The 24137-nt window shown below is 36.4% G+C and carries 24 protein-coding genes, 1 pseudogene and 1 riboswitch; of the genes and pseudogenes, 12 read left to right on the top strand and 13 right to left on the bottom strand.

Translation table 11 applies throughout. The features are described from left to right. Nucleotides 1-237 precede the first annotated feature (237 nt). Nucleotides 238-756, bottom strand: a complete 519-nt coding sequence (locus AC3IS5_RS00910; RefSeq protein ID WP_489426171.1) for a YhcN/YlaJ family sporulation lipoprotein — start codon at nt 754-756, stop codon at nt 238-240. A 290-nt stretch (nt 757-1046) separates the two neighbouring features. Here AC3IS5_RS00910 and AC3IS5_RS00905 point away from each other — a divergent pair, with 290 nt between their 5' ends. Further along, nucleotides 1047-2786 carry a methyl-accepting chemotaxis protein gene (locus AC3IS5_RS00905; protein WP_489426170.1) on the top strand — a complete coding sequence of 580 codons (1740 nt, stop codon included), beginning with the start codon at nt 1047-1049 and terminating at the stop codon, nt 2784-2786. A gap of 220 nt (nt 2787-3006) precedes the next feature. Here the strand turns inward: AC3IS5_RS00905 and AC3IS5_RS00900 are convergent. The 4 genes and pseudogenes from AC3IS5_RS00900 to AC3IS5_RS00885 form a co-directional block, all read right to left on the bottom strand. Beyond that, nucleotides 3007-3126, bottom strand: a pseudogene (locus AC3IS5_RS00900) (methyltransferase); the annotation flags it as partial. Between the two features lie 233 nt (nt 3127-3359). Further along, nucleotides 3360-3992 carry a LysE family translocator gene (locus AC3IS5_RS00895; protein ID WP_489426169.1) on the bottom strand — a complete coding sequence of 211 codons (633 nt, stop codon included), beginning with the start codon at nt 3990-3992 and terminating at the stop codon, nt 3360-3362. Between the two features lie 59 nt (nt 3993-4051). Further along, nucleotides 4052-4609, bottom strand: coding sequence for a cysteine hydrolase family protein (locus tag AC3IS5_RS00890; RefSeq protein WP_489426168.1), 558 nt, complete (start codon nt 4607-4609; stop codon nt 4052-4054). Between the two features lie 244 nt (nt 4610-4853). Continuing rightward, complete coding sequence (locus AC3IS5_RS00885; RefSeq protein WP_489426167.1) at nt 4854-4994, bottom strand: hypothetical protein; 141 nt, start codon at nt 4992-4994, stop codon at nt 4854-4856. A gap of 440 nt (nt 4995-5434) precedes the next feature. On the opposite strand from AC3IS5_RS00885, the gene AC3IS5_RS00880 reads away from it, so the two are divergent. From AC3IS5_RS00880 to AC3IS5_RS00845, 8 genes are all read left to right on the top strand, one after another. Then, nucleotides 5435-5737 (top strand): urease subunit gamma, encoded by a 303-nt coding sequence (locus AC3IS5_RS00880; protein ID WP_053419021.1) that lies wholly within the window; start codon nt 5435-5437, stop codon nt 5735-5737. 15 nt (nt 5738-5752) lie between these two features. Next, nucleotides 5753-6076: an urease subunit beta gene (ureB, locus tag AC3IS5_RS00875; protein ID WP_489426166.1), complete on the top strand. Its 324-nt coding sequence runs from the start codon at nt 5753-5755 to the stop codon at nt 6074-6076. After that, complete coding sequence (gene ureC, locus AC3IS5_RS00870; protein WP_489426165.1) at nt 6073-7785, top strand: urease subunit alpha; 1713 nt, start codon at nt 6073-6075, stop codon at nt 7783-7785. Before ureB ends, ureC begins: the two co-directional genes overlap by 4 nt. 11 nt (nt 7786-7796) lie before the next feature. Then, the gene (ureE, locus tag AC3IS5_RS00865; RefSeq protein WP_489426164.1) at nt 7797-8252 is read left to right on the top strand and encodes an urease accessory protein UreE; all 456 of its coding nucleotides are present in this window, start codon (nt 7797-7799) and stop codon (nt 8250-8252) included. Then, the gene (locus AC3IS5_RS00860) at nt 8245-8931 is read left to right on the top strand and encodes an urease accessory protein UreF (RefSeq protein ID WP_489426163.1); all 687 of its coding nucleotides are present in this window, start codon (nt 8245-8247) and stop codon (nt 8929-8931) included. Before ureE ends, AC3IS5_RS00860 begins: the two co-directional genes overlap by 8 nt. Before the next feature lie 35 nt (nt 8932-8966). After that, nucleotides 8967-9578: an urease accessory protein UreG gene (gene ureG / locus AC3IS5_RS00855; protein ID WP_489426162.1), complete on the top strand. Its 612-nt coding sequence runs from the start codon at nt 8967-8969 to the stop codon at nt 9576-9578. Between the two features lies 1 nt (nt 9579). After that, nucleotides 9580-10404 carry an urease accessory protein UreD gene (locus AC3IS5_RS00850; protein WP_489426161.1) on the top strand — a complete coding sequence of 275 codons (825 nt, stop codon included), beginning with the start codon at nt 9580-9582 and terminating at the stop codon, nt 10402-10404. Nucleotides 10405-10680: 276 nt separating this feature from the next. Continuing rightward, nucleotides 10681-11160 carry a hypothetical protein gene (locus AC3IS5_RS00845; RefSeq protein WP_489426160.1) on the top strand — a complete coding sequence of 160 codons (480 nt, stop codon included), beginning with the start codon at nt 10681-10683 and terminating at the stop codon, nt 11158-11160. Between the two features lie 74 nt (nt 11161-11234). Here the strand turns inward: AC3IS5_RS00845 and AC3IS5_RS00840 are convergent, their stop codons facing one another. The 6 genes from AC3IS5_RS00840 to AC3IS5_RS00815 all read right to left on the bottom strand — a co-directional run bounded on the left by AC3IS5_RS00840 (nt 11235) and on the right by AC3IS5_RS00815 (nt 17225). Then, complete coding sequence (locus tag AC3IS5_RS00840; RefSeq protein WP_489426159.1) at nt 11235-11834, bottom strand: ABC transporter ATP-binding protein; 600 nt, start codon at nt 11832-11834, stop codon at nt 11235-11237. Next, nucleotides 11824-12747, bottom strand: coding sequence for an ABC transporter ATP-binding protein (locus AC3IS5_RS00835; protein ID WP_489426158.1), 924 nt, complete (start codon nt 12745-12747; stop codon nt 11824-11826). Before AC3IS5_RS00835 ends, AC3IS5_RS00840 begins: the two co-directional genes overlap by 11 nt. A 38-nt stretch (nt 12748-12785) precedes the next feature. Beyond that, nucleotides 12786-13634, bottom strand: coding sequence for an ABC transporter permease (locus AC3IS5_RS00830; RefSeq protein ID WP_489426157.1), 849 nt, complete (start codon nt 13632-13634; stop codon nt 12786-12788). Then, a complete protein-coding gene (locus AC3IS5_RS00825) occupies nt 13631-14590 on the bottom strand; it encodes an ABC transporter permease (RefSeq protein ID WP_489427792.1) in 960 nt (319 codons plus the stop codon). The genes AC3IS5_RS00830 and AC3IS5_RS00825 overlap by 4 nt, the downstream gene beginning before the upstream one ends. 44 nt (nt 14591-14634) lie before the next feature. Then, a complete protein-coding gene (locus tag AC3IS5_RS00820; RefSeq protein WP_489426156.1) occupies nt 14635-16257 on the bottom strand; it encodes an ABC transporter substrate-binding protein in 1623 nt (540 codons plus the stop codon). Nucleotides 16258-16751: 494 nt separating this feature from the next. After that, nucleotides 16752-17225, bottom strand: a complete 474-nt coding sequence (locus tag AC3IS5_RS00815; protein ID WP_489426155.1) for a DinB family protein — start codon at nt 17223-17225, stop codon at nt 16752-16754. 211 nt (nt 17226-17436) lie between these two features. Here AC3IS5_RS00815 and guaD point away from each other — a divergent pair, with 211 nt between their 5' ends. The 3 genes from guaD to AC3IS5_RS00800 all read left to right on the top strand — a co-directional run bounded on the left by guaD (nt 17437) and on the right by AC3IS5_RS00800 (nt 21894). Next, on the top strand, nt 17437-18807 hold the full coding sequence (guaD, locus tag AC3IS5_RS00810; protein WP_489426154.1) for a guanine deaminase: 1371 nt from the start codon (nt 17437-17439) through the stop codon (nt 18805-18807). A gap of 64 nt (nt 18808-18871) precedes the next feature. Continuing rightward, entirely contained in the window at nt 18872-20224 is a 1353-nt protein-coding gene (locus AC3IS5_RS00805) for a uracil-xanthine permease family protein (protein WP_489426153.1), read from the top strand. A 227-nt stretch (nt 20225-20451) separates the two neighbouring features. Next, a riboswitch (purine riboswitch) is annotated at nt 20452-20551 on the top strand. Between the two features lie 176 nt (nt 20552-20727). After that, nucleotides 20728-21894, top strand: coding sequence for an MFS transporter (locus AC3IS5_RS00800; protein WP_489426152.1), 1167 nt, complete (start codon nt 20728-20730; stop codon nt 21892-21894). Nucleotides 21895-22005: 111 nt separating this feature from the next. Here the strand turns inward: AC3IS5_RS00800 and AC3IS5_RS00795 are convergent, their stop codons facing one another. Together AC3IS5_RS00795 and AC3IS5_RS00790 are read right to left on the bottom strand one after the other, a co-directional pair. After that, the gene (locus AC3IS5_RS00795) at nt 22006-22914 is read right to left on the bottom strand and encodes an ATP-binding cassette domain-containing protein (protein WP_489426151.1); all 909 of its coding nucleotides are present in this window, start codon (nt 22912-22914) and stop codon (nt 22006-22008) included. A 23-nt stretch (nt 22915-22937) separates the two neighbouring features. Beyond that, nucleotides 22938-24131 (bottom strand): ABC transporter permease, encoded by a 1194-nt coding sequence (locus AC3IS5_RS00790; RefSeq protein ID WP_489426150.1) that lies wholly within the window; start codon nt 24129-24131, stop codon nt 22938-22940. Nucleotides 24132-24137: the final 6 nt, after the last annotated feature.

Below are 24137 nucleotides of genomic sequence, written 5' to 3'. Positions count from 1 at the left end.
AATGTATTTATCTCGAATTCATTTATCTTGAATTTAAGATAAATTTAACAGAGATTTTTTACGTTGTCAACAGATTGGTTTTTAGATTATTGCCATGCACTAAACTTTATTAACAATCCCTGTAATAAAAGGTTGTCGATTTTTATTTTGCAAAAAGAAAAAGCTTGTTTTGAATAGAAACATCAAAACAAGCTTTAAGTACTTGTGATCCGTTAAATTACTTCCTTACAGTTATACTTAATGAGCATTAGGGAATACTCTTTTTAGCGTATTAGTAAATTCTTCATAAAACCCTTCAACTGGCTCATTCGCTCTAATTTTCTCTCCGTATTGAGTCATTTCTTTAACAAAATCCGGATTCAACGACACATATACATTTTTGAAATGCGCATTTTCAGCTCTTACATGCTCTGCAATCTTATCCTCAAGAGCTTTATCACCATTTACGCCCTCTTTTAGCGTAACTGCAACATAAGCATTTTTATTAGTTACAAAAACATGCGCTTTTTTTACTTCCTTCATCTCAGCAACAATTTTGTCTGCAACATCATCTGCCAATTCTATTTTATGTTCATTCTTAGTTGGTGCTTTTTCTGTTGTTGTTTCCTCTTCCTTAACCGTTTCATTTCCTTTGTTCGTTGTTTCCTCTTTAACTGTTTCATTTGTGGCCGTTTCATTTGAAGTCTTACTCGTCCCACATGCAGCTAAAGAACCCATAAGCAGTACCACCATAGATAGTTGTAAAATTTTACTCAATTAAAATCCTCCTTTTATATGTCAGTAAGGTTAGTTTGCGCTATTTTTAATTGATTATTCCTCGCTTTCGCAGACATACTAAAATTTATATTTGCAACATTGCTCTGTACAGACAATTGCTGAAGTTAATTATCCATTTCCATTTATTTCATATCTATTTATATCCGTAAAATTAATTAACAATTAAGAAAAAATGTCGATACAGATGATACCTATATTGCGCTTAATAATAGGAAGAATTAACTCAATATAGGTAGTAAAAAAATAAAAAATATCCCCGGAGATGAATAATGAAAAAAATCAAAATATCACTTAAAAGAAAATTAATAATACTTTGCACGCTTCTATTGATTATTCCTACAACAATTATCGGGATCAGTACATACTCTACTTCAAAAAAGGAACTAACTGCTTCTGGTAAAGAGGAATTAAAGCAAAGTACACATTTGGTTATTGCTATGATTTCAGTATTAAATCAGGAAGTTGAAGCAGGAAATCTGACACTTGAAGAGGCTCAAGAACAATTAAGGGTTGAATTATTCGGAAAAAAAGATGCCGACAATATACGGCCAATTAAAGATGAATATACAATTAGAGATAACGGTTTTGTTTATGCCGTTGACGAGAATGCCGTTAACGTGATGGATCCTCGAAACGAAGGTGCCGAACTCATGAATACAGAAACAGAAGATGGTGTATTCATCGGGAAAGAACTTTTAGAGACTGGAGAAAAAGGCGGTTATTTTACTTACAAATGGATGAATTCAAAAACCAATAAAATTGAAGGCAATATAGCCTATACCGAGAAAGAACCTAATTGGGGATGGACAGTAGCCGCCAAATCATTTGAAAAGGAATTTAATAAAGGTGCCTCAAAAGTGGCAATCACAACTGGCATTATTGGAGGTTTATCTGTAATTCTGGGAATTATCGCCGCCTACTTTTTCTCTAGAAGGTTAACGAAGCCAGTTATTCAAATTAGCCATGAACTCAACCGAACAGCTTCTGGTGATTTTTCTGGGGACGATTTGGAAGTCACTACAAATGACGAGATTGGTTTACTGACGAATGATTTTAACACTATGAAATCCACTATGAAAGACCTTCTCAGCCAAATCAATCAGTCAACAGAACATGTGGCATCATCATCAGAACAATTAACGGCTATCGCAGATGAAACAAGCAAAGCAACAGAAGAAATAACAAATTCAATTCAGCTTATCGCAAACGGCTCAGAAGAAAGCACTAACAGCCTACAAGAAAGTGCACAATCACTTGAAGAAGTAACTTTAGCCATTCAAAATCTAGCCGAAAATGCTGCAGATGTTTCTGAGGTTGGTGCAATGATTATGACTCAAGCGCAACAAGGCAATCTTTACGTTGAACAAACAGTAAAACAAATTAACTCAATCAATCAAAAAGTTAATGAAAGCGGCGATGTGCTGCGATTACTTGATTCAAGCTCAAATGAGATTGGCGAAATTTCTAAAGTAATTACTGATATCGCCGATCAAACAAATTTACTTGCGTTAAACGCCGCTATCGAAGCCGCACGTGCTGGCGAACATGGAAAAGGATTCGCCGTCGTTGCAGAGGAAGTTCGAAAACTTGCGGAACAATCCCAAAAATCTTCTAAGCAAATTTCAAATTTAATAAAAGATATCCAACTTAACATGTCTCGCTCAACAGAGTCCATGAACCATGTTAAAGTTGAAGTACAAGATGGACTAAATATTGTCAGCAAAACCGATATAAGCTTTAAGGAAATCGTCGGTGAGCTAGAAAACATGAAAGAAAAAGTAACTGATATGGCTGCTACTGTAGAGGAAATGTCCGCTAGTGCTCAAGAAGTTGCTGCTACCGTCGTCAATAATTCACATGCTACAAAAGAAGCTTCTGAGCATTCTCAAAGAGTAGCTGCAACAACCGAAGAACAATTAGCAGCGATGCAAGAAGTCTCATCTTCTACAAAATCGTTGTCTAATCTTGCAGTTGAATTGCAGGATTTGGTTAACAAATTTAAAATGTAAGATAGATAATAATTGCAAATCTAAAGGCGACATTTTCTTCAATATGAAGAAATGTCGCCTTAATTTGTATTCTATTTTTATTTAGTTAGATATCCCATTACCAACTCGACTGGTTCCCTCGAAAAGCAAACCATGAGGAATTGGATGATAACCATTAAAGAATAGATTTCGCAAAAATCCATTAATCGTCCAAAATCCAGATAATCCATGTACAATGCACTTATTTTACAACACTAATAACAAAACCATCATACCCTTTAGATCCTACTGTTTGAATAGCCGTAGACTCGATTTTAGGTTCATTTTCTAATAAGCTTATAAATTGGCGTATGCCTTGTACTTAATCTGATTAGTTTTCGAAATATTATAATTTATGTTTTAGAGATAAAAAATATTAAGCAATATAACTAAAATAAATCCACTTCAAAATTAATCGAAGTGGATTCTTACTTTTTAACGATTATTAAATTAATTAATCAAGGGAAATCTCAATTGTTTTCATTTTATATTTCTCGCTATCCGCTAAAAAAGCACCCATTTTGAAATGGATGCTTTTAATAATTGGCAATAAATTTATTGAGGGGCCTTTGTCTGAAGCAATTTCAAACCCATTCCGATAAAGATTATGCCTGTGATTTTGTTCAAATACGTCCCCATTCTTTCGCTGTCTCTTATTTTTCGGGAAATAAATGAAGAAAAGTAAGCAATAAATAGACACCATACTAAACCAGTGAATGTAAATGTGAGTCCTAAAATGATAAATGGTATAGGACCAGCAGCCTTTGTATCAATAAATTGCGGAAGAAACGCGATGAAAAATAAAGCAACTTTAGGATTTGTTAGACTCGTCAAAAGCCCTTGTATATATATTTTTCTTTTGTTTTGTTTATTAGACCCTGAAGAATTTAAGCTTAAATTTGTTTTATCAAGTAACATTTTAATACCTAGATAGACTAAATAAATTACACCGACTATTTTAATAATATTAAATAGAATAAGTGATTTTGCAAGTATGATTGATAAACCAAAAGCAACTAACAACGTATGGATTAATGATCCACTACAAATACCTAAAACAGAATATACACCTGCATTTCGCCCTTGAGCAATACTTCTCCCTACTATATACATAGTATCTGCACCCGGAATTAAATTTAATAAAATTCCTGTAATTAAAAATACCTCAAAATTAATTACTCCGTACATAATGATACCTCCATCTTTTTTCTCCTTTTCCCATACGAGCAGAAAATGAACTTAAGTTTTTATCTATATTTGTTATGGGTTGGTTGAAACAGATCTTCGTTACTATTTCTAACAACAGAGAAATTGTCTACATTGTAATGACCGTGAAGTATTTCGTTATGGTGGTCTATTATCTTTTCAGCAGATAAAGTTGAAGTATCTGTTGTTGAATGACCATCTTCTACTAAAGTAACATCGAAATGATTTATTGTTGCAGTTCTAACAGCAGTATCAATACAATGTTCTGTTTTACATCCCATAATAACAATGTGCTCTATTTCATGATCGTTAAAAAATTCCAGTAATGGCGTTCCATAAAACGAATTTGTTGCCTTCTTATCAAATACCTTTGAAGTAGCGGGGACTTTAATTTCCTTATGAATTTGAAATCCTTTACCTTCACCTTGAGCAACATCTTTATCTCTTATAAAGACGACCAATACATTCGAATCTATCGCCTTATCTATAACTGAATTGATACTATCTAACAGATTTTCTTTATTCAATACACTTTGTTCTATTTCGTTACCATCAATTAATTCTTGTTGCGCATCAATCACTAGTAATGCTTGCTTCAATAGTAAAACCTACTCTCTTTCTAATTTAAAAATCTTCCCCTCAAGCTATGTCCTACTGTTATCATTCATAATTGTCTCTTTCTTTTTTAAGGTTAGAAATCTATATGTATTAAATTATGTTTCATTTTATATTTCGTTATCGAATCAACATAATCCTCTTTTACAATACTACTGCCCTTTAACTTAGTCCTTATACGCAAAAAACTGTGAGAATTGATCTCACAGTTTTTAACAACCTTCTTTTTTATTCTAAGATTTTTTTATACGCTTTTATGAAGAAACCGTTCTTATTTAATGAATACTCCCAATTTTTATTATACAAATCTAAACGTTCAGCGCGATATGCTCTGGCCCCTTTTGGAAATCCAGTAACATTGGCTTCCATTGCAACATCACCATTTTCACTTACTTCAAAAATACTACTTCTTGTATCACCGTCTAAAAATCCAAAGTTAATTAGTCGATGCGAAGAATCTTCTAGCCACCTTGTACTTCCGGCTCAAATAGAGTCATTTAAATGAGGCTAGCATCTCCTAAAACCTATATATATTTCCTTATATTTATATAGGTATGAATTCATATATCTAAATTAAAATCATTTTTAATTGACGATTAACCTGTTCAACATAATTTTTAGTTCCATCAGTATTGCGTTAAACTTCATCTCAAATTATTTGTATGTTAAAATTCTTTAGAAAGGTTTAATTACTGGGCTTTTGGAGAAAATAAACATATAAAGATTTATTTTATTTTTAAGTTAATCTTCACCTTTCTTTCAATAAAGACAGTTTTATTATTTGAGATTTACACTAGGAGGTTTGAACTATGCATTTATTGCCGCGCGAAATTGATAAGCTTATGATAGTAGTGGCAGCTGACCTTGCAAGACGTCGAAAGGACAGAGGTCTAAAATTAAATCACCCGGAATCTGTTGCCCTTATTACGTATGAGGTACTAGAAGGAGCAAGGGATGGTAAGACTGTTGCAGAACTAATGGAATACGGTGCTACCATTTTAACTCAAGATGATGTTATGGATGGAGTCCCTGAAATGATCGATGACATTCAGGTTGAAGCAACTTTTCCAGACGGAACTAAATTGGTAACTGTCCACAGTCCAATACGATAAAAGGAGGGTTGCTATATGAGACCAGGAGAATATATTTTAAAAGAAGAAGAGATCATCTGTAATGAAGGCAGCGAGGTAGTTACTGTTAATGTCATCAACACAGGCGACCGCCCTATTCAAGTCGGGTCACATTTCCACTTCTACGAAGTAAATGAAGCACTGCAATTTAATAGAAATGAAGCATACGGTAAGAGATTGAATGTTCCTGCTGGAGCGGCAGTTCGTTTCGAACCCGGTGATGAAAAAGAAATACCACTTATTGATTTTGCTGGAGAACGCCGTATATATGGATTTAATAATAAAGTAGACGGCAAATTAGAAAGCGAGGATGTATCATGAGTTTTAAAATGTCCCGAAAACAATATGCTGAAATGTACGGACCAACTACGGGTGACTCAGTCCGTCTTGCAGATACAGATTTGTTTATTCAAATCGAAAAAGATTACACTTCTTACGGAGAAGAAGTTGTCTTCGGCGGAGGAAAGGTCATTCGAGATGGCATGGGTCAACACCCTCTTGCAACCCGCGCAGATGGTGTTGCAGATACAGTTATAACAAACGTTATTATTTTAGATTACACAGGAATTTGTAAAGCTGATTTAGCTATCCGTGATGGCAAGATTTTCGGTATAGGTAAGAGTGGTAATCCTCTTGTCATGGATAATGTAGACATTATCATTGGCGCAGCAACAGAAATAATTGCCGGCGAAGGTTTAATTGTTACAGCTGGTGCCATTGATACACACGTTCACTTTATTAATCCCGAACAAGTACAAATTGCGTTAACATCTGGAACAACAACATTAATCGGTGGCGGTACAGGTCCTGCCGCAGGGTCTAAAGCTACTACAGTTACTCCGGGTGAATGGAATATTCATCGTATGTTAGAAGCTGCTGAAGGTCTTCCTATAAACGTTGGATTTACTGGTAAAGGACATGCCGCATCTATGGATCCTTTAACTGAGCAAGTTAGAGCTGGTGTCATTGGGTTAAAAGTTCATGAAGACTGGGGTGCTACTGGTTCATCGCTTGACTACGCACTAAGAGTAGCAGATGAATATGATATTCAAGTTGCCCTTCATGCAGATACGTTAAATGAAAGTGGTTTTATGGAAAATACTATGGCTGCTGTAAAAGACAGAGTTCTTCACATGTATCACACTGAAGGCGCTGGCGGTGGTCATGCACCAGATTTAATCAAATCGGCAGGTTATCATAACATTCTGCCATCATCAACGAACCCCACCCTCCCTTATACTATAAATACTATCGACGAACATCTTGATATGGTCATGGTTTGCCATCATTTAAATCCTTCTGTTCCGGAAGACATTGCTTTTGCAGATTCTAGAATTAGAAGAGAAACAATTGCAGCTGAAGATATCCTACACGACATGGGTGTATTTAGTATGGTTAGTTCCGATGCTCAGGCAATGGGGCGTGTCGGCGAAGTCGTTCTACGCACATGGCAAGTAGCTGACAAAATGAAAAAACAAAGAGGACTTCTATCAGGCGATAGCAAGCACGCTGACAACAATCGAGCAAAACGCTATATCGCTAAATATACGATTAACCCGGCCATTACACATGGGATATCAGAACATGTAGGGTCTATTGAAGTTGGCAAAATGGCCGATTTAGTACTATGGTCTCCGAAGTTTTTTGGTGTGAAACCAGAAATGGTTCTTAAAAATGGACTCGCTGTTACTGGACTAATGGGTGATGCGAATGCCTCTATTCCAACTCCACAGCCATATATTTACCGCCCTATGTATGCTCAACATGGTAAAGCTTTAGCCAAAAGTTCAGCAACTTTCATTTCTCAAGCAGCATTTGATGACGGCGTTCATGAAAAACTTGGACTTAATAAAATCATTCTTCCTGTCGGCGGAATTCGTACGTTAACTAAAAAAGATATGAAGTTAAATTCTGAAACACCAAATATTACAGTGGATCCACAAACATATGAAGTAAAAGTAAATGGAGAGTTGCTGACATGTGATCCGGTTGATACGGTACCTATGGCGCAGCGCTATTTCTTATTCTGAGGTGAAAAATAATGATAATTGAAGAAATTGTAACAAACTTAGATCAGATGGATCCAAATGACATAAAAAAACGCCATATGGAGAAAGTCTACTTGGAAAGCGCACATTTAATGAAGCGTATCCAACGTGTTAAAACAGATCATGGTAACGAACTTGGCATTCGCTTAAAAGCACCGCGTGACCTTGTCGCTGGTGATGTCTTGTATATGGACGAGAAAAACATGATCGTGATAGATGTTTTATCTGATGATCTACTTGTCATCAGTCCTCGAGACATTAAAGAAATGGGAACAATTGCTCACCAACTTGGTAATCGTCACTTACCAGCTCAATTTGAAGAAAATGATATGTTGGTTCAATACGATTATTTAGTTGAGGAGTTACTTCAAGAACTAGGTATTCCTTTTAAACGAGAGGATCGTAAAGTAAAACAAGCCTTCCGTCATATAGGCCATAGTCATGACTAGCAAAATCCTTTCTTTATTCCAGTTATGTGACTCTAATTTTCCTACTGGAGCCTTCAGTCATTCTTTTGGATTGGAGAGTTATATACAGGAAGATAAAGTACATGACCAGGAATCATTTTTTGAGTGGCTTAAAGTATATTTACATGAGCAACTTATCTACACTGATGGACTTGCTTGTCGCTTCGCTTTTGAAGCACTTTTGGAAGATGACCTCCAGAAGGTCTGGGAACTCGATCGTCTCTTAACTGTTCAAAACCTACCTAGAGAAACACGGGAAGGTACTCAAATGATAGGAAAGCGAATGCTACAACTGACAGACTCTCTTTATGAAATGCCTGTCCTTTCCCTATACAAAGAAGAAATTAAAAATAAAAATTCGTTTGGTCACCCTGCCATCGTCTTTTCAATGGTGGCTCATGGACTTGGAGTAACAAAGTCAGAAGCGATTCAGTACTATTTGTACTCCGCTATCTCTAGTCAAGTTCAAAATGCGGTACGAGCTATACCACTTGGGCAAACTGCAGGACAAACTATTTCTCATAAGTTTATACCTGAAATAACTAGTGCAGTTAATCGTATCATGCAATTAACAGAAGATGATTTCGGGATTGTTTCTCCAGGAATAGAGCTTTCTCAAATGAATCACGAACGTGTCAATATTCGTATTTTCATGTCTTAAAGGTTTAGTAACGAATAAAAAAAGGAAGTGTTTTAATGGAACCAATCAAAATTGGCGTTGGTGGACCTGTTGGTGCAGGTAAAACAATGCTTGTAGAAAAATTAACACGCCATCTTGCAAATGAAATAAAAATGGCAGTAGTTACAAATGATATTTATACAAAAGAAGATGCAAAATTTTTAATTCAAAACGGTGTTCTTCCTGAAGATCGTATTATCGGTGTAGAAACAGGCGGCTGTCCTCACACTGCTATTCGCGAAGATGCTTCTATGAACTTCGCTGCCATTGATGAATTAGTAGAACGTCATCCAGACGTTGAACTTATTTTTGTTGAAAGCGGCGGCGACAATCTAGCTGCTACTTTTAGTCCTGAACTAGTTGACTTTTCTATTTATATTATTGATGTTGCACAAGGAGAGAAAATCCCTCGTAAAGGTGGACAAGGAATGATTAAATCCGATTTGTTCATCATTAATAAAACGGATCTTGCTCCCCATGTTGGTGCCAGCCTTGAAGTAATGGCGAAAGATACAAAAGTATTCCGCGGTGACAAACCTTTCGTTTTCACTAACCTAAAAAACGATGAAGGTCTTCCGGAAGTAATTGACTGGATTAAGAAACACGCTTTCTTAAAAGGTTTAGATTAATATGACAGACTGGACTGGTGTTTTATCTCTAGACCTGGAAGAACGAAAAGGGAAAACTGTCGCTAAAAATGTATATTTCCAAGGTGCACTTAAAGTTATGCGACCGATTTACCACGATAATTCAGGACAGGTTTGCTATTACCTTTTAAATCCCGGCGGTGGTTATTTAGATGGTGATCGATACAAGATGGAGATATCAGCCAACGAAGGTGCAATGGTAACACTAACAACGCAATCTGCAACAAAAGTATATAAAACACCGAAAAGCCTTGCTTATCAGGAAACAACTATTTCATTAAAAAAAGGAAGTTACTTAGAATACCTGCCAGATCCATTGATTGCATATGAAAATGCTCGTTATAAGCAGAAGAATGTAATTCATATGGAAAATGGTGCAACATTTCTCTATACAGATATTCTTACCCCTGGATGGTCTCCGAGCGGTGGAAAATTCAGCTATGATACCATTCAATTAGTTACTGAAATTTATTTAGACGGGAAACTTGGTATGTTTGATCATATTAAGTTAACTCCAAACAATCAAAATCTGTCTGGGCTTGGTTTTATGGAAGGATATACTCACTTAGGCTCTATGGTTGCAGTCAGTGAAAATACGGATAACGCCCTCCTTGATGAACTTTATGAAACAATTCAAATGGAGGAAGCCGATTTTAAAGTTGGGATTTCTAGACTAGCGGTGCCTGGATTCAGCATTAGAATTTTAGCAAATTCAACCCAGCTGATTGAACGAATCTTTAATAACTGCCATAAGATTATAAGCGAAAAGTGGACTAATCATACTCCTAGTTCTTTACGGAAGTACTAACATAATTGGCGTAATTTATTCCTTTTAAAAGATATGATAAATAATTTCACATTCATCAATAGCTATCTATAAAAGCTTCACAACTTACAGTGTCTCATTGTGCAGATAAAATCGGATTCTCCTAAACTGTACACTTTTCAACAACAGTCTCAATTAAAGCCTATATAATAAAACGATTAGATTACTTAGATATCGCACTCAATCTGAAAGTACCAAATATCAACAATAATCTAGAGAAAAAATAAAAATAGAAACTTACATGAGAGGGGATTACTTATGCCTGAAAATAAGAATGTAAAACCTGAACTTGAAAACTTTGAAGTTGAAACTGTGTTTGAGAATCGTGTCCACGAACGGCATGCATTCACATTCAAAGTTCAAGGGGATGATTTTAAGGGACATTTTCATGAAGGTGAGATCCACTGGCTCCACCCTCATCCGAAGCAAATGATTGGTGAAGATAAAATAGAAATCATTGAAGGAACCATACACTCATTAATGAGACAATATGGTGTTTCTAAAGAAATTATAGACCTTGAAATAAAACCAGCATTTGAGGACCGTATACATGAACGGCAGCAATTTTCGTTACAAGTGCAGGGAGAAGAGTTCAAAGGCTTTGTACACGAAGGTGAAATTCAATGGTTTCATCCTCAACCTAAGCATAAGCTTGAAGATGACCTTGTTCAGGCAATTGAATCAGAAATCCATGAAAAAGTGGCAGAACAAGAAGATGATTTTAAAGAAAACGATTAGTTATTAATGTTGTTAACTAAAAATGATGCCATCAAAAAAGGAGGTCTCCAATAAAGAGGCCTCCTTTTTTATTATCATTTATTGAAATCAATCACGCGATGACAAAGTCTTTGCATTAGATTAGATTCATGTGTAACAACAATTATACCCATCTCTCTCTTTTTAGCAATTTCAATTAAAGCGTGCCATATCTGAGCTTGTGTGTTTGCATCTAACATGGTTGTCATTTCATCTGCAATGAGAAAACGAGTATTCGGTCCCAGTGCTCTAGCAACGCAAAACCTTTGTAACTCTCCTCCAGATAATTCATGGGGCCAGCGTGATAGCCATTCTTGCTCAATCCCTAGTAAATCTAACAACTCTTTATCAGGTTGATATCCTTCATTAAGAATTTTATGCATTTTCCACCGTGGATTAATCGCTTTTTCTGGATGTTGAAGGACCATTTGAACAGGATGGTATCCGTTCTTTGGTAATTGAGCTCCATTAAAATACACAGTGCCTTCAATAGGTGATTCAAAACCAGCTAATATTCTACAAAGAGTAGTTTTACCACGTCCACTTGGGCCCGTGATACCAACAATCTCCCCCGGTTCTAACGTTAAATTGACTCCTTGGAATAGCCATGGTCCATCACCATATCTAAATCCAATGTCCTTTGCTTCAAGTTGCATGAATACACCTCACCATTCCATCACGAAGTCCCCTCATTTTAGGTGGTGCTTGTCGACATTCAGCTGTTGCCATTTCACAACGCGGCGCGAACAAACAACCCGGTGGCAATGAACTAGGATGTGGTTGCGAACCTGGAATTGGTATAAATTCATTTTGAGGTAACGCCCTCCACAACGCCTTAGTATAGGGGTGACGTATTGCCTCCCCATTACCTACAAAGTCCTCTACAGGTGCTATCTCTACCGTAGTCCCTGCATAAAACACGGCAATTTTATCTGCAATTTGAAGAGCTGATTCAATATCATGTGTAATCAACATAACAGCACAACCGTTATCGGCAAATTCCCTAAAGTTATCTAATGCTTCTTTTATAACAATAGGATCCAGTCCTGGAGTTGGTTCATCTGCAATAATTACCTTTGCATCACTTACCATAGCGGTTGATAAAAGCGTTCTCCTTGCCATCCCCCCTGAAAGTTGGAACGGATACATATCTTCAACTTCTTTTCCAAGACGATAACGTTCAAAAACCTTACGTTGTGCCGATACTGCATCCCCATTATTAACAGAAGTACGCACCTGCTTTCCAACACGCATAAGGGGATCTAAAAAGTTTACTGATTGTGGAACAAGAGCGATTTCTTTCCCCCTTAAAGCAGCTTGGCGAGTAGGTGTTAGTTCCTTACCTTCATATTTAATGATGCCACTAACATTCGCATTGCTCGGAAGTATTCCAAGAATAGCATGTGCAAGTAAACTTTTCCCCGATCCACTCGCACCTACAACCGCTAAAATTTTGCCTGCTTCAAGAGTTACATTTAAACTTGAAATCACCTTATGATTTATCTCTTTAAATCCATCTGTATATTGTTTAAAAGATACTGATAAATTTTCTACTTCAAGAATAGACATTTGTTAACTCCTCTTAATATTACACGTAGTATTTATGATTAATCATGCGTCCGAGTCATGAGCACTCTAAGATTTTCTCCAATTTGATCAAATGTTCTCACGACAATCAACAGACAAAGTCCTGGGAAGAAGGCAAGCCACCACATACCTGAAGATAAATACTTCATCGATTCTGATAAGATAATTCCTATTGCTGGCTCATGTGGTGATAATCCTAAGCCTAAAAATGTAACTGCAGCCTCATGTAAAATAACATGAGGGAAAAGTAACATAAAACCAATTAGGAGTTGCGGTGCAATATGTGGAAGGATATGATGCAATGCAATCCACCACCTGGATTTCCCCATCTTTTGAGAAACTTGAACAAATTCTGCGGAACGAACTTGCATAACTTCTGCCCGAATAACTCGTGCAAGACTTGGCCAATGAGTTAAGGTTAGTCCAATGACAATCCCTTTAAATCCTCCACCTAATGTAAATGCAATAAGGATTAGGGTTACTAGATGTGGGACACTTAGAAATAGATCAATGATCCATGAAATAAGACGATCCGCCATTTCCCCCATTGTTGCTGCCGCCATACCAAGGAATAGAGCAATCAAAGTACTTCCAATTGCTCCAATCAAGCCAACTCCTATACTTAAAGAAAGTCCCATCACCGTTCGCGTAAACATATCTCTCCCTAACCAATCCGTACCAAAAAGATGATTTAACGAAGGAGCAGAATTACGTTCATTCAAATTCGTTACAATTCTCTCCTCATCAAGTAAAACACCACCTAATATAACAATGGCTAAAAAGACAATTGAAATTAGGATTTTAAATAACGTCCGTTGTTTTAGATTCAGTGGAAATCTCTTATTCGTATTCTTTAGGCTTGGAATCATAACTTCCTCACCTCTCTCATTCTCGGATCCAATACGTAATAACTCAAATCAGCAAGTAAATTCCCTACAAAAACAAATATTGTACTAAATATAACTAATCCCAATAAAAGAGGAACGTCCCCTCTAAGTCCTGCCTCTACCGTAGCTTGTCCTAAGCCTGGATAAGAAAACACTTGCTCTGCCAATACTGCTCCACCAAATAATTCACTAAAGGCCGCAAATTGTAAGGTAATCGCAGGCAAAGCAACATTGCGTAATCCATGTCTCCAAAACAAGACAAAACCTTGCTCGCCCCTCGCTCTTGCGAATAATACATAGTCACTAGCAAGAACATCTATTAGCTTCTGGCGAGTATGAAGCGCTACATTAGCAACACCTAATATACTAAGTGTCAGTACTGGTAGAATTAAATGCTGTATTCGATCGACCATAGTAACATTTTCTGAAAGTACCCCGGCTGGCACCCCCATGCCAACTGGAAACCAACCTAGCCATACTGCAAAAACGATAAGAATGAGAAGTCCCATCCAGAAAGTAGGAGTCGAAGCTAGCGTGAAACAATACCACTTAATCACTCTGTCAATCCAAGTCCCTTTTTTCATAGCCGCTACAACACCCATAACAAAGCCAATAACACCTGATAACAGCCAAGCTGCTAGCATAAGAACGAGGGAATTTAAAAATCGTTCACCAATAACTTCACTTACCGGTCTTCTAAAAATCATCGAAGTCCCTAAATCACCTTTTAGTACAGCAGAACCCCAACTTAAAAATTGCACCATAACTGGTTGATCTAGCCCCCAGTACTCAGCAATCTTCTCTCGTTGTTCAGGACCCACTTTCAACATATCAGCACCAATGTAGGCTTGAATTGGATCAATCGGAGAGTTTTTCACTAATAAAAAGGAAATAAAACAAATGGCTACCAATAACGTAGCCATTCGTACACCTTTCATCAATATAAATAATCCAAGCTTTCTACCTTTAGATTTATGCACGGTTATTTCGTCCATTTCCAATCAACGATGTTATCTGTAGCAGGCCACCCATGACCGTGAACATGGATTCTTTGATCTCCGATATCAAGTCCATCATTCACCAAATACAAGTGATTAATATTTACTAACCACGCCCAAGGAGCATCACCTTTTGCACTTAAACCAGTCGTGCCATCCCATTGTGCTTTTTTCCAAAACTCAATTGCTTCTTTTTCACTTTTCGAGCTAAGGGCTTTTTCAAAATATTCATCTACCGTTTTATTTTGATAATAACCTGTATTGTAATACTCTATTCCAGCAGACTCACTACTATAAATATTGTACATTTCGTGTGGGTCATGACTGCCCCATCCCATTAGAACAGGATTCGAATACATTTTCTTAGCAATCATGTCCCAGCTTCCGCCTTCTAATTTGATATTAATTCCTAATGGCTTCATCATATCCGCCACAGAAATAGCAAGTGATTGTCTAATTGCATCATTCGCTAAGTAATATAGTGTGAACTCAGCTTTTAAAGAATCCTTCTCAAGAATTCCATCTCCATCTGTATCTTTCCATCCTGCATCACTCAACGACTTCTTGGCACCATCCATATCAGCATCTTTAATCACTGTTTCAGAATTCCACCAAGGAAGGTCATCTACTGATGTATATGCCGGCGTACCGTGTCCTTCTAACACTCCGTCTACAAGCGCTTGTCGATCTACTCCAATATTAATCGCATGACGAATAGCTGGATCTGCCGTCACATCATTTCCAATCGGTAAACCGTCTTCACTTACATCACCTGATTTTACAAATGGGAAGACAATGCCTCGATTATCTACTGTTTGTATTGTTTCTAGCCTCATGCCTTTCACTTTTTGCTTACTAAATGCTGCAGGTATATACGCTAGATCTACAGTCCCTGCTTGTGCAGCAGCAAATACAGCATCTTCATTTAAAAATAAAAACGTTATCTGTTTAAAATTCGACTTTTTATCGTAGTATTCCGGATTAGCTTTTACAATAACTTGCTGTCCCTTATCCCATTGTACGAGCTCAAAAGGACCTGAACCTATTGGATTTTCAGCATAGTCTTTTCCGTATGCATGTTTTGGTACAATTCCTGTTGCAACTAAAGAGTTTACAAACGTTGATTGCGGTTCTTTCAATGTGAATTTCACTGTATAATCATCTACTGCTTCTACTTTGGCCATTCCATTAAGATCAACAACTGATCCATTGTTAATAGCTGTTTCAAATGTAAAAATAACATCAGCCGCCGTTAGCGGTTCCCCATCTGAGAACTTCACATCTTCGCGTATTTTCACCGTCCAAACCTTACCATCTTCACTAACTTTATAATTTGTTGCCAAATCATTCACGATCTTAAGTTTGTCATCTCTTTTTAAAAGCGTACTTTGGAACAGTGGTGAACCATAGCGCCCCCATCCAGTCGTTGGATCAAAGCCAGCTTCTGGCTCAGAGTCAAACGCCAACACAAGCTCGTCCTTTTTCTTCCTATTAACTTCTTTGCTTTCTTCATCTGAAGGATTGGATTTAAATAAATTACAACCGCCCAACATAAAAGAAGACATAAAAATAACTAAAACTAACACACTAAATAATTTCTTTTTCATTTAACTCACCTCATAATAAAAAATCCCTCTCCAAAAAACCCCTCACTCATTTATAGAGCAAGGAATAAATTGACAGGTAAAAGCGTTAACCTTTTTACAGGTATAAACCAACCCATGACCAACACAAAAAACTCTATTCTATTAATTAAGTTGCTTATAACAAAGATGTCCATAATATCTATCTGACAGGTGTTGTTACAGGAGGTATTGCAAATTGTGCCTACTTAGAATCTAGGCGATTTCATAGGATGAAGATTGCGGAAGAGTTTGATCGGTGTATCAACTATAAAATAAGTATAAAACAAGATAAAGTGCACATGGAATAAAGAACCATGCTTATCTATCCTATTTTAATAGTTAAACTATTCGTAAGGCAACTTTAATATCTACTGAAAGATGATTTTTTACAGCCTCATTCTCAAAAGATATCATATTCATAAAAAGTACAATAAAAGCCCACCTAAATAGGTGAGCTTTTGCATCAAAGATTGATTTTATGCTTGCATTTCTTTTGTTGGCCCCATTACACCTGGCACTGCTAATCCTGCTTGGCGTAATAGTACCGTCATTTGACCTCGGTGATGTGTTTGATGATCGATTAACGCACGTAAAAGTTTACCGCGTGCAATCGGTCCTCCAAAACCATTTACTTCTTCAAGTAATGCTGCATCTGTTAATTTTGCCGCTTCTACTTTATAAGCTTCAACTACTTGCTCATATGCTTTAATTATTTCTGCTACATCTGTAGGTGTTTCTTGATCACGACCTGGCCCTGGTACTTGAAGTCCTGCAAAATGACCAAACGCTGCTCCAGCACCAACTAAATGCCAAGCTAACCAACCAAGTGTATTATGTCCTTCCACGATGCCTTGATCTAACTTGTCATTCGTCAACGCTTTAAATACACTCAACGTACTTGCTGAAGACGCAGACCAATCTTCTAGAAAATCTTCTACTTTACGATACATATTCTTCACTCCTATGCTATATTACGTTCTACAAGTTTATCATATCGAAATGAACGTGAGATATGCAATTTTAAGGACTTAAGAGATACTTTCTTTTATCTATAATCTATAGATATACTTATCAATATATTCGTTTTTTTATAGACTTAGCATTCCAAATGCCCTATAATAATCGATATAATTAATAAAATACGAACATTAAGGTGATTTTATGACTGAATATACGCAAATTTTCAAAGGAACGGCTTTTTCAAGTACGTCTCCAAAAGAAGTGCAAATTTTAAAAGATTATCTATTTTTTATTAACGCTGACGGCATGATTGAAAAAGTCGTTGCACCAGAACATATCGATTATCAAACTTTACTAGATACATATCAAGATAAAGAAAACTTTCGTCAATTAACTGATGGTCAGTATTTCTTACCTGGATTTATTGATTTACACGTTCATGCTCCGCAATGGGCTCAATCTGGAACTGCATTAGACATTCCTCTATATGACTGGTTGAACAAATATACCTTCCCAATTGAATCTAAGTTTTCGGATTTAGATTTTGCAAAAGAGGTTTATGAAGACTTAGTCAGCACCCTACTTGCTAATGGCACAACTACATCACTATATTTTGCAACTGTTCATAAAGAAGCGAGCTTATTACTAGCTAAAATTTGTGCTAAAAAAGGACAACGCGGTCTAGTTGGTAAAGTTGTCATGGATGACCCTGAACAAAATCCAGATTTTTATCGTGATGCAGATACACAAACAGCATTAGCAGATACAGAAGAATTTATCTTAGCTGTTAAAGAGTTAGCAAAATCAACAAAACAAGGTGTTTACCCAGTTGTAACACCACGCTTTATACCAAGCTGTACAGATGGTGCTTTAAAAGGTTTAGGAGAATTAGCTGCTAAGTATGATGCCCATGTCCAGTCTCACTGCAGTGAAAGTGATTGGGAACATGGTTATGTACAAGACCGATTCAAGAAGAATGATGCTTTTGCCTTACATGATTTCGGTCTATTAGGCGATAAATCCGTAATGGCACATAGTAATTTCTTAAATGATGAAGATGCAGAATTATTTGCTGAGACAGGAACTGCCGTAGGTCATTGTCCCATCTCCAATGCTTATTTCGCTAACAGCGTCATTCCAATCGCTCACTTACATTCAAAAGGTGTTGATATCGGTTTAGGTTCTGATGTTTCTGGCGGTTTTTCACCAAGTCTATTCGATAACGCTAGACAAGCTGTCATGTCATCTCGAATGTTAGAAGATGGTGTCGATACGTCTCTTGCAGCTGAAAAGCGCGGTGTACCAAATTCACGTATCACGATTAATGAAGCATTCTATTTGGCAACTGCTGGTGGTGGGAAAAGTTTAAGCTTACCTATTGGTCGATTAGAAGAAAACTATACTTGGGATGCACAAATCATCGATACAAAAATAGCATCTGCAAAACTGCCGATTTTTGATGCGAATGAAGATTTAAACGATATCTTCCAAAAGATTATGTATCTTGTTCGACCAGAAAACATTAGTGAAGTCTGGGTTCAAGGAAACAAAGTTCACGAAAGAACAAAGTAACCTGAAATATCATTTGTGGAATGAAAGCATTAGACAAACTTAAAATTTTGAGGTGTGCATCTTAGTGGAAACGCAAAATAATAAGATAGCTAAAGATAAATTAAATACCCCGCATTTAACCGTTTTACCCGATGAAAAAGTATCATTCGGTCAATCAGCCCTACTAGGTTTACAACATGTAATGGCTATGGATGTCTATGTAGTACCCTTCCTGATTGCCATGTTAATCGGTTTACAATCGGGGCAGTCAACTGCCTTGATTCAATCGACTTTTATAGCAGCAGGGATCGCAACGATTGTCCAAACTTATTTCTGCATGAAACTACCTATTGCCCAAGGTCCATCTTATGTTCCACTTGGTGCAATTGTTGGTATTTATGCCGCTAGTGGTGGTGGTGAACTAGGTTGGAGTTCAGTGTTAGGAGCAAGTTTAATCGGTGCTATTTTAGTAATCATTTTAGGCTTTACTGGGGTTTTCAATAAGATTGTGAAAGCTTTCATTCCACCAATTGTCGGGGGTACAATTATCTTCGTCGTTGGTCTTTCGTTAATGCCAGTTGGTTTAAGTAATAATATCTATAACGGTGCAGGCGCTACAATCAACCAAAACATCTATTTAGCTCTTACATCCGCTGTAGTACTAATTATTTGTGTTATGCTAGGTTCCTTCTTCCATAAGAAAGGTCGCGTTTTCCGTATCACTTCTGTAATTATTGCGTTAATCGCAGGTAGTGTTGCTGCTAAATTTATGGGGGTATTAGATTTATCAGCAGTTTCACAAGCAAAATGGTTTAGTATGCCTCAAATCCCTTTTGCAGATTTCGGTTTCACTTTTAATATTTCTGCAATTATTACAATGGTTATTATTTATATTGTTTTAATGGCTGAAACAACAGGTACTTGGTTTGCTGTAAGTAATGTTATCGACAAACCATTAACAGATAAACAAATTAATCGTGGAGTTATCGGGGAAGGAATTGGCTGTTTCATCGCTTCATTATTAGGCTCAACTCCTGTAACTGGATACTCAACGAATGCAGGTGTAATTTCTATCACAGGTATTGCAAGCCGTCGTGTCTTTGTGGCTGCCGGAGCTTGGTTTGTATTGTTCGGATTTTCAGGTAAATTAGCTACTTTAATCTCTGCCATTCCATCAGCCGTAATTGGTGGTGTATTCGTTATCGTTTGTGGCATCATCGCGATTAGCGGTTTACAAGTAATGAAGAATGAGCGAATTGGTGAAAAAGAAATGTACGTGATCGCTGTACCAATAATTTTAACATTAGCGTTAACGCTTCTTCCTGATGATTTCTTATATTCTTTACCTACTACAGTACAATATTTATTCGGCTCACCTGTTGCAACAGCAGCAATCGTAGCAATAGTGTTGAATAAGTTATTACCTAATATTAAGTAACCACTCTTAGATAATATACAGATACAATAAAACCACTGCTTAATTTTTATTGAGCAGTGGTTTTATACTTTGTTTGTAACCATATAAATCCAGGCAATCAATAATATATACCTAATCATTATTTTTATAGGCTTCCCGTTACTACAGAAGTTTAAAATAAGCCTTGTAAAATTTGTGCTTGAGTAATAACCAGTGCTGTGATAATCTGAAAAACAGATAAATTTTCTTAGAAATTAATTGAAATTATATGTATAACCTCAATAATACGGCTTGAGGGTCTCTACCAGGAACCGTAAACTCCTGATTACAGAAAATGTCTTTTCATTTTTTGTAGTCAGGAGTTTTTTTGTTTTCCAATATTAAGTGATGACCAATTCGCAGGTTATTATAATGACAATTTGAGATTGATGAATAAAGTTGAAAAGTAATTCGTTTGTACTTTTCACCGTCAATAGCCTAAGTATTCTATTTTATCAATCTAGTAGGAAAAGGAGAATTTTGTAATGAATTTTAAAGTTTTTATACTCGCAGCTTCTACTGTCGCAGTAGGACTCGTTGAATTAATTGTAGGTGGAATACTACCAATTATCGCTGATGATTTAAATGTGACCCTTGGTACTGCAGGACAGCTTATTAGCGTATTTGCACTTGTTTTCGCTATTTCTGGGCCGATACTTCTTACACTAACTGCAAGGATTGAAAGGAAACGTTTGTATCTTATTGCACTATTTATATTTTTCATTGGAAATTTGATGACATATTTTAGTCCTAACTTCTCTTTAATAATGGTTTCAAGGATTATAACTGCAATGAGTACTGCACTAATAATTGTACTTTCGCTAACTATTACAGCGAAGATTGTTTCGCCTGCTCATAGAGCTAAAGCTATAGGCGTTATTTATATGGGGATAAGTTCTTCACTTGTTTTAGGAGTACCTCTTGGTATTTTGATTAGTAATGCTTTTGGATGGCGTGTAATATTTCTTGGGATTGGTTTCTTATCAATCGGATCTATGATTCTCATTCACACATTTTTGGAACCGATACCTACAGAAGGGAATGTTAAGCCGCTATCTGTGCAATTAAAGGCACTTGGAAGTTTTAAAATTGCTAGTGCACATCTTGCAACAATGTTCACTTTAGCAGGACATTACACAATCTATGCTTATTTCACCCCTTTCTTAGAATCCACTTTAAATCTTGACCAATATTGGATCAGCATATGTTATTTACTGTTTGGTATTTCAGCAGTATGTGGTGGAGCATTTGGGGGAGCACTTGGAGATTGGCTAGGGGCACCTAAAAGTATTTTACTAGTTATTGGATCCTTCGCCTTAGTATTATTTTTACTCCCTTTCTCGACTATTTCGCTTTTCCTATTCCTAGTGGTCATGATGATATGGGGAGCACTAAGTTGGAGTCTTGCTCCACCTCAACAAAATTATCTTATTCAAACTGATCCTAATACTTCTGATATCCAACAAAGCTTTAACAATTCTGCTTTGCAAATAGGGATTTCTTTAGGATCTGCAATCGGTGGTATTGTACTGGAACAAACCGGTACCGTTACAAGTACAGCACCGGTTGGAGGAGCAATTGTAATTATAGCTTTACTGTGTGCGATATTTTCACTAACGAGACCTGCTTTAACAGTTAACGAAGCTAAGTGAATAAAGGAAAATGTTCTTTTTCTCTTAAATATAAGAATACCCCTTTAGATAATTCTATCCAAAGGGGTAAAACTGTTAAACTTTTTATAAAAGTTTAAATTCCATATAACCTCAGCCTTCTTGATAATACATTGAATACAAATCATTTAATGTAACTTTCCCAAAACTAAACTCTGTTATTTGATTTTCTTTAAGAAATTCTACAATATTCCCCAATTCCCCCGAATCATATCCGCGTACATCTAATAAAGTAGCGCCATTTGGTAATGATCGTACTTTTGTCTCTGGAAACTCTTTTGAAATCTCTTCCTTTATCCTATCGGTCATTTCTGATATTCGAACGGTTGTGATTTCTCTTTCTTCAAACCCTGGAGATATGGCATTAACAAGTATTAACTCTCCATTTTTCATAAAGAAAATACGATCCGCATATTTCTCTAAATTCTCTAGTAAATGGGAAGCTACAATAACCGTTTTCCCTTCGGACTTCTTTTTAACTAGTATTTGCGAAATAAGTTCGACATGAGTAGGGTCCAATCCATTCATCACTTCGTCCATAAGCATGACTTGGGTATCTGATACAATTTGCATCGCAAAACAAAGTCTTTGGCGCATCCCCAAAGAATACGTTCCTGTATTCTTATTTATATATGACGCCATTCCCAGTTCTTTTATTGTACTGTCAATCAATTTTGGATCACTATTCCACATTGAGGAATAAATTTTTAAATGCTCTTTTCCGGAAATATGATTATATAAGTCACTTTGATCAGGCATCATGGATACTAGTTGATGGATTTTTACTTCATTCTTTTTATTTGAATATTCTAGCTCATCATTTAAAATGACTTGACCGTTATTTGGATTAAGATAATTCATGATTACATTCATAAGCGTTGATTTTCCCGTACCATTGGGAGCTACCAAACCAATAATTTCTGCTGAATTGAACTTCACAGAAATATCTTTTAAAATGTCTCTACCTGAAAACTTAACATCAATATTTTTTAATTCAATCATATCTTCTCTCCATCTCTATTTAACTAAAGTAGCTTAAACTTTCTTTTATTAATGATCAAGAAAGTGAAGAACAGAAAAATACACGTACACAATCCTATTACCGAGAGTCCTCTTCCAAGAGTGAGTGCTTCAGAACCATAGAGAAAGTTCCGATACCCTGAAATTATCTGTCCTACCTGAACATAACTTGTTGGATACCACTGAACATTCCAACCAGCACCACCCCCTCTATCAAAGTAGATAAATTCAGCAATTACAAACATGAAACCTACCAATAAATTTGCAAACTCATTTTTTAACGTCACACTTACAAGTAGTAACAATGAAATGATGAACAGAAACCAAAAAACAATGAATAGCATGTTTTGAAATAGATATTCCCCCATCATAATATTTGAAAATGAGTCTCCACTTGAAGAATAAATCGGAACAGGTAAATCAAAATCACCAAACCCATTTCGAGCACCAATTATCAATAAGCCTATAGAGAGTGGGATAATTGCTATGATGCTACCTAATAAGGACACTACTCCTTTGACAATCAACCTCTTCCAATCCGAAAGTGGTAAACCTTGTAACAGTGTTGGATTCCGTCGATCCTTCAGCACGATATCCACTGTGAGGAGTATACAGCTAACAATAAGGATTAACGGCAGGAAAGAGTTTAGAAGACGTTGCAATGTTTGTAACGCTGTCCTTTCTTCGAAAACATTTACAGATAAATCCGATTTTCCTTCTGTATATCCTTCGTAACGCTTGGCAGAATATAAATACGCATAGTGTCCATCCATCGTTGCATAATTATTTCCATACGTATAGTACCCAGGATTGTAGTATAGGACACCCATTACATTGGGGAAAATCATCTTATCGGAGTACGCATACCACTTAGATGTAGCCTCAGCATACTCTTTCAGATTGTGCTGTTTTATAGCGTCTAATCTTTCTTTATCATATTCATTCCATTCTGGGTATATTTCAACACCATAACTCGTTAAATAGTGCATCCATTCATCAATCACAACATGATTTAGAAATTCTTCCCTCGTTAAATACCGTGCCTCAATTTCACTTACATCTACTGTTTCAACAGGGTTATATGTTGGAGCTATTTTTAGTGCATAATCACACGAAAGGAAAAGTAGAATGACATAAATTGCAATATTCTTCTTATTACTTAAAAATTGAAAAAATTCAAGTTTAAAATACGCCCACATTATCTC

The organism is Viridibacillus sp. KH_047, from assembly GCF_057838945.1.
Note: the sequence above shows the minus strand (reverse complement) of the source record. Positions and strands in the feature narration are given on the sequence as shown.

Bases quoted from the DNA above. Each gene is read 5' to 3' on its own strand.
- AC3IS5_RS00905 (WP_489426170.1), top strand. From the start codon at position 1,047: ATGAAAAAAATCAAAATATCACTTAAAAGAAAATTAATAATACTTTGC.
- AC3IS5_RS00895 (WP_489426169.1), bottom strand. From the start codon at position 3,992: ATGTACGGAGTAATTAATTTTGAGGTATTTTTAATTACAGGAATTTTA.
- AC3IS5_RS00885 (WP_489426167.1), bottom strand. From the start codon at position 4,994: ATGGAAGCCAATGTTACTGGATTTCCAAAAGGGGCCAGAGCATATCGC.
- AC3IS5_RS00880 (WP_053419021.1), top strand. From the start codon at position 5,435: ATGCATTTATTGCCGCGCGAAATTGATAAGCTTATGATAGTAGTGGCA.
- ureB (WP_489426166.1), top strand. From the start codon at position 5,753: ATGAGACCAGGAGAATATATTTTAAAAGAAGAAGAGATCATCTGTAAT.
- ureC (WP_489426165.1), top strand. From the start codon at position 6,073: ATGAGTTTTAAAATGTCCCGAAAACAATATGCTGAAATGTACGGACCA.
- ureE (WP_489426164.1), top strand. From the start codon at position 7,797: ATGATAATTGAAGAAATTGTAACAAACTTAGATCAGATGGATCCAAAT.
- AC3IS5_RS00860 (WP_489426163.1), top strand. From the start codon at position 8,245: ATGACTAGCAAAATCCTTTCTTTATTCCAGTTATGTGACTCTAATTTT.
- ureG (WP_489426162.1), top strand. From the start codon at position 8,967: ATGGAACCAATCAAAATTGGCGTTGGTGGACCTGTTGGTGCAGGTAAA.
- AC3IS5_RS00850 (WP_489426161.1), top strand. From the start codon at position 9,580: ATGACAGACTGGACTGGTGTTTTATCTCTAGACCTGGAAGAACGAAAA.
- AC3IS5_RS00845 (WP_489426160.1), top strand. From the start codon at position 10,681: ATGCCTGAAAATAAGAATGTAAAACCTGAACTTGAAAACTTTGAAGTT.
- AC3IS5_RS00840 (WP_489426159.1), bottom strand. From the start codon at position 11,834: ATGCAACTTGAAGCAAAGGACATTGGATTTAGATATGGTGATGGACCA.
- AC3IS5_RS00835 (WP_489426158.1), bottom strand. From the start codon at position 12,747: ATGTCTATTCTTGAAGTAGAAAATTTATCAGTATCTTTTAAACAATAT.
- AC3IS5_RS00830 (WP_489426157.1), bottom strand. From the start codon at position 13,634: ATGATTCCAAGCCTAAAGAATACGAATAAGAGATTTCCACTGAATCTA.
- AC3IS5_RS00825 (WP_489427792.1), bottom strand. From the start codon at position 14,590: ATGAAAGGTGTACGAATGGCTACGTTATTGGTAGCCATTTGTTTTATT.
- AC3IS5_RS00820 (WP_489426156.1), bottom strand. From the start codon at position 16,257: ATGAAAAAGAAATTATTTAGTGTGTTAGTTTTAGTTATTTTTATGTCT.
- AC3IS5_RS00815 (WP_489426155.1), bottom strand. From the start codon at position 17,225: ATGTATCGTAAAGTAGAAGATTTTCTAGAAGATTGGTCTGCGTCTTCA.
- guaD (WP_489426154.1), top strand. From the start codon at position 17,437: ATGACTGAATATACGCAAATTTTCAAAGGAACGGCTTTTTCAAGTACG.
- AC3IS5_RS00800 (WP_489426152.1), top strand. From the start codon at position 20,728: ATGAATTTTAAAGTTTTTATACTCGCAGCTTCTACTGTCGCAGTAGGA.
- AC3IS5_RS00795 (WP_489426151.1), bottom strand. From the start codon at position 22,914: ATGATTGAATTAAAAAATATTGATGTTAAGTTTTCAGGTAGAGACATT.
- AC3IS5_RS00790 (WP_489426150.1), bottom strand. From the start codon at position 24,131: ATGTGGGCGTATTTTAAACTTGAATTTTTTCAATTTTTAAGTAATAAG.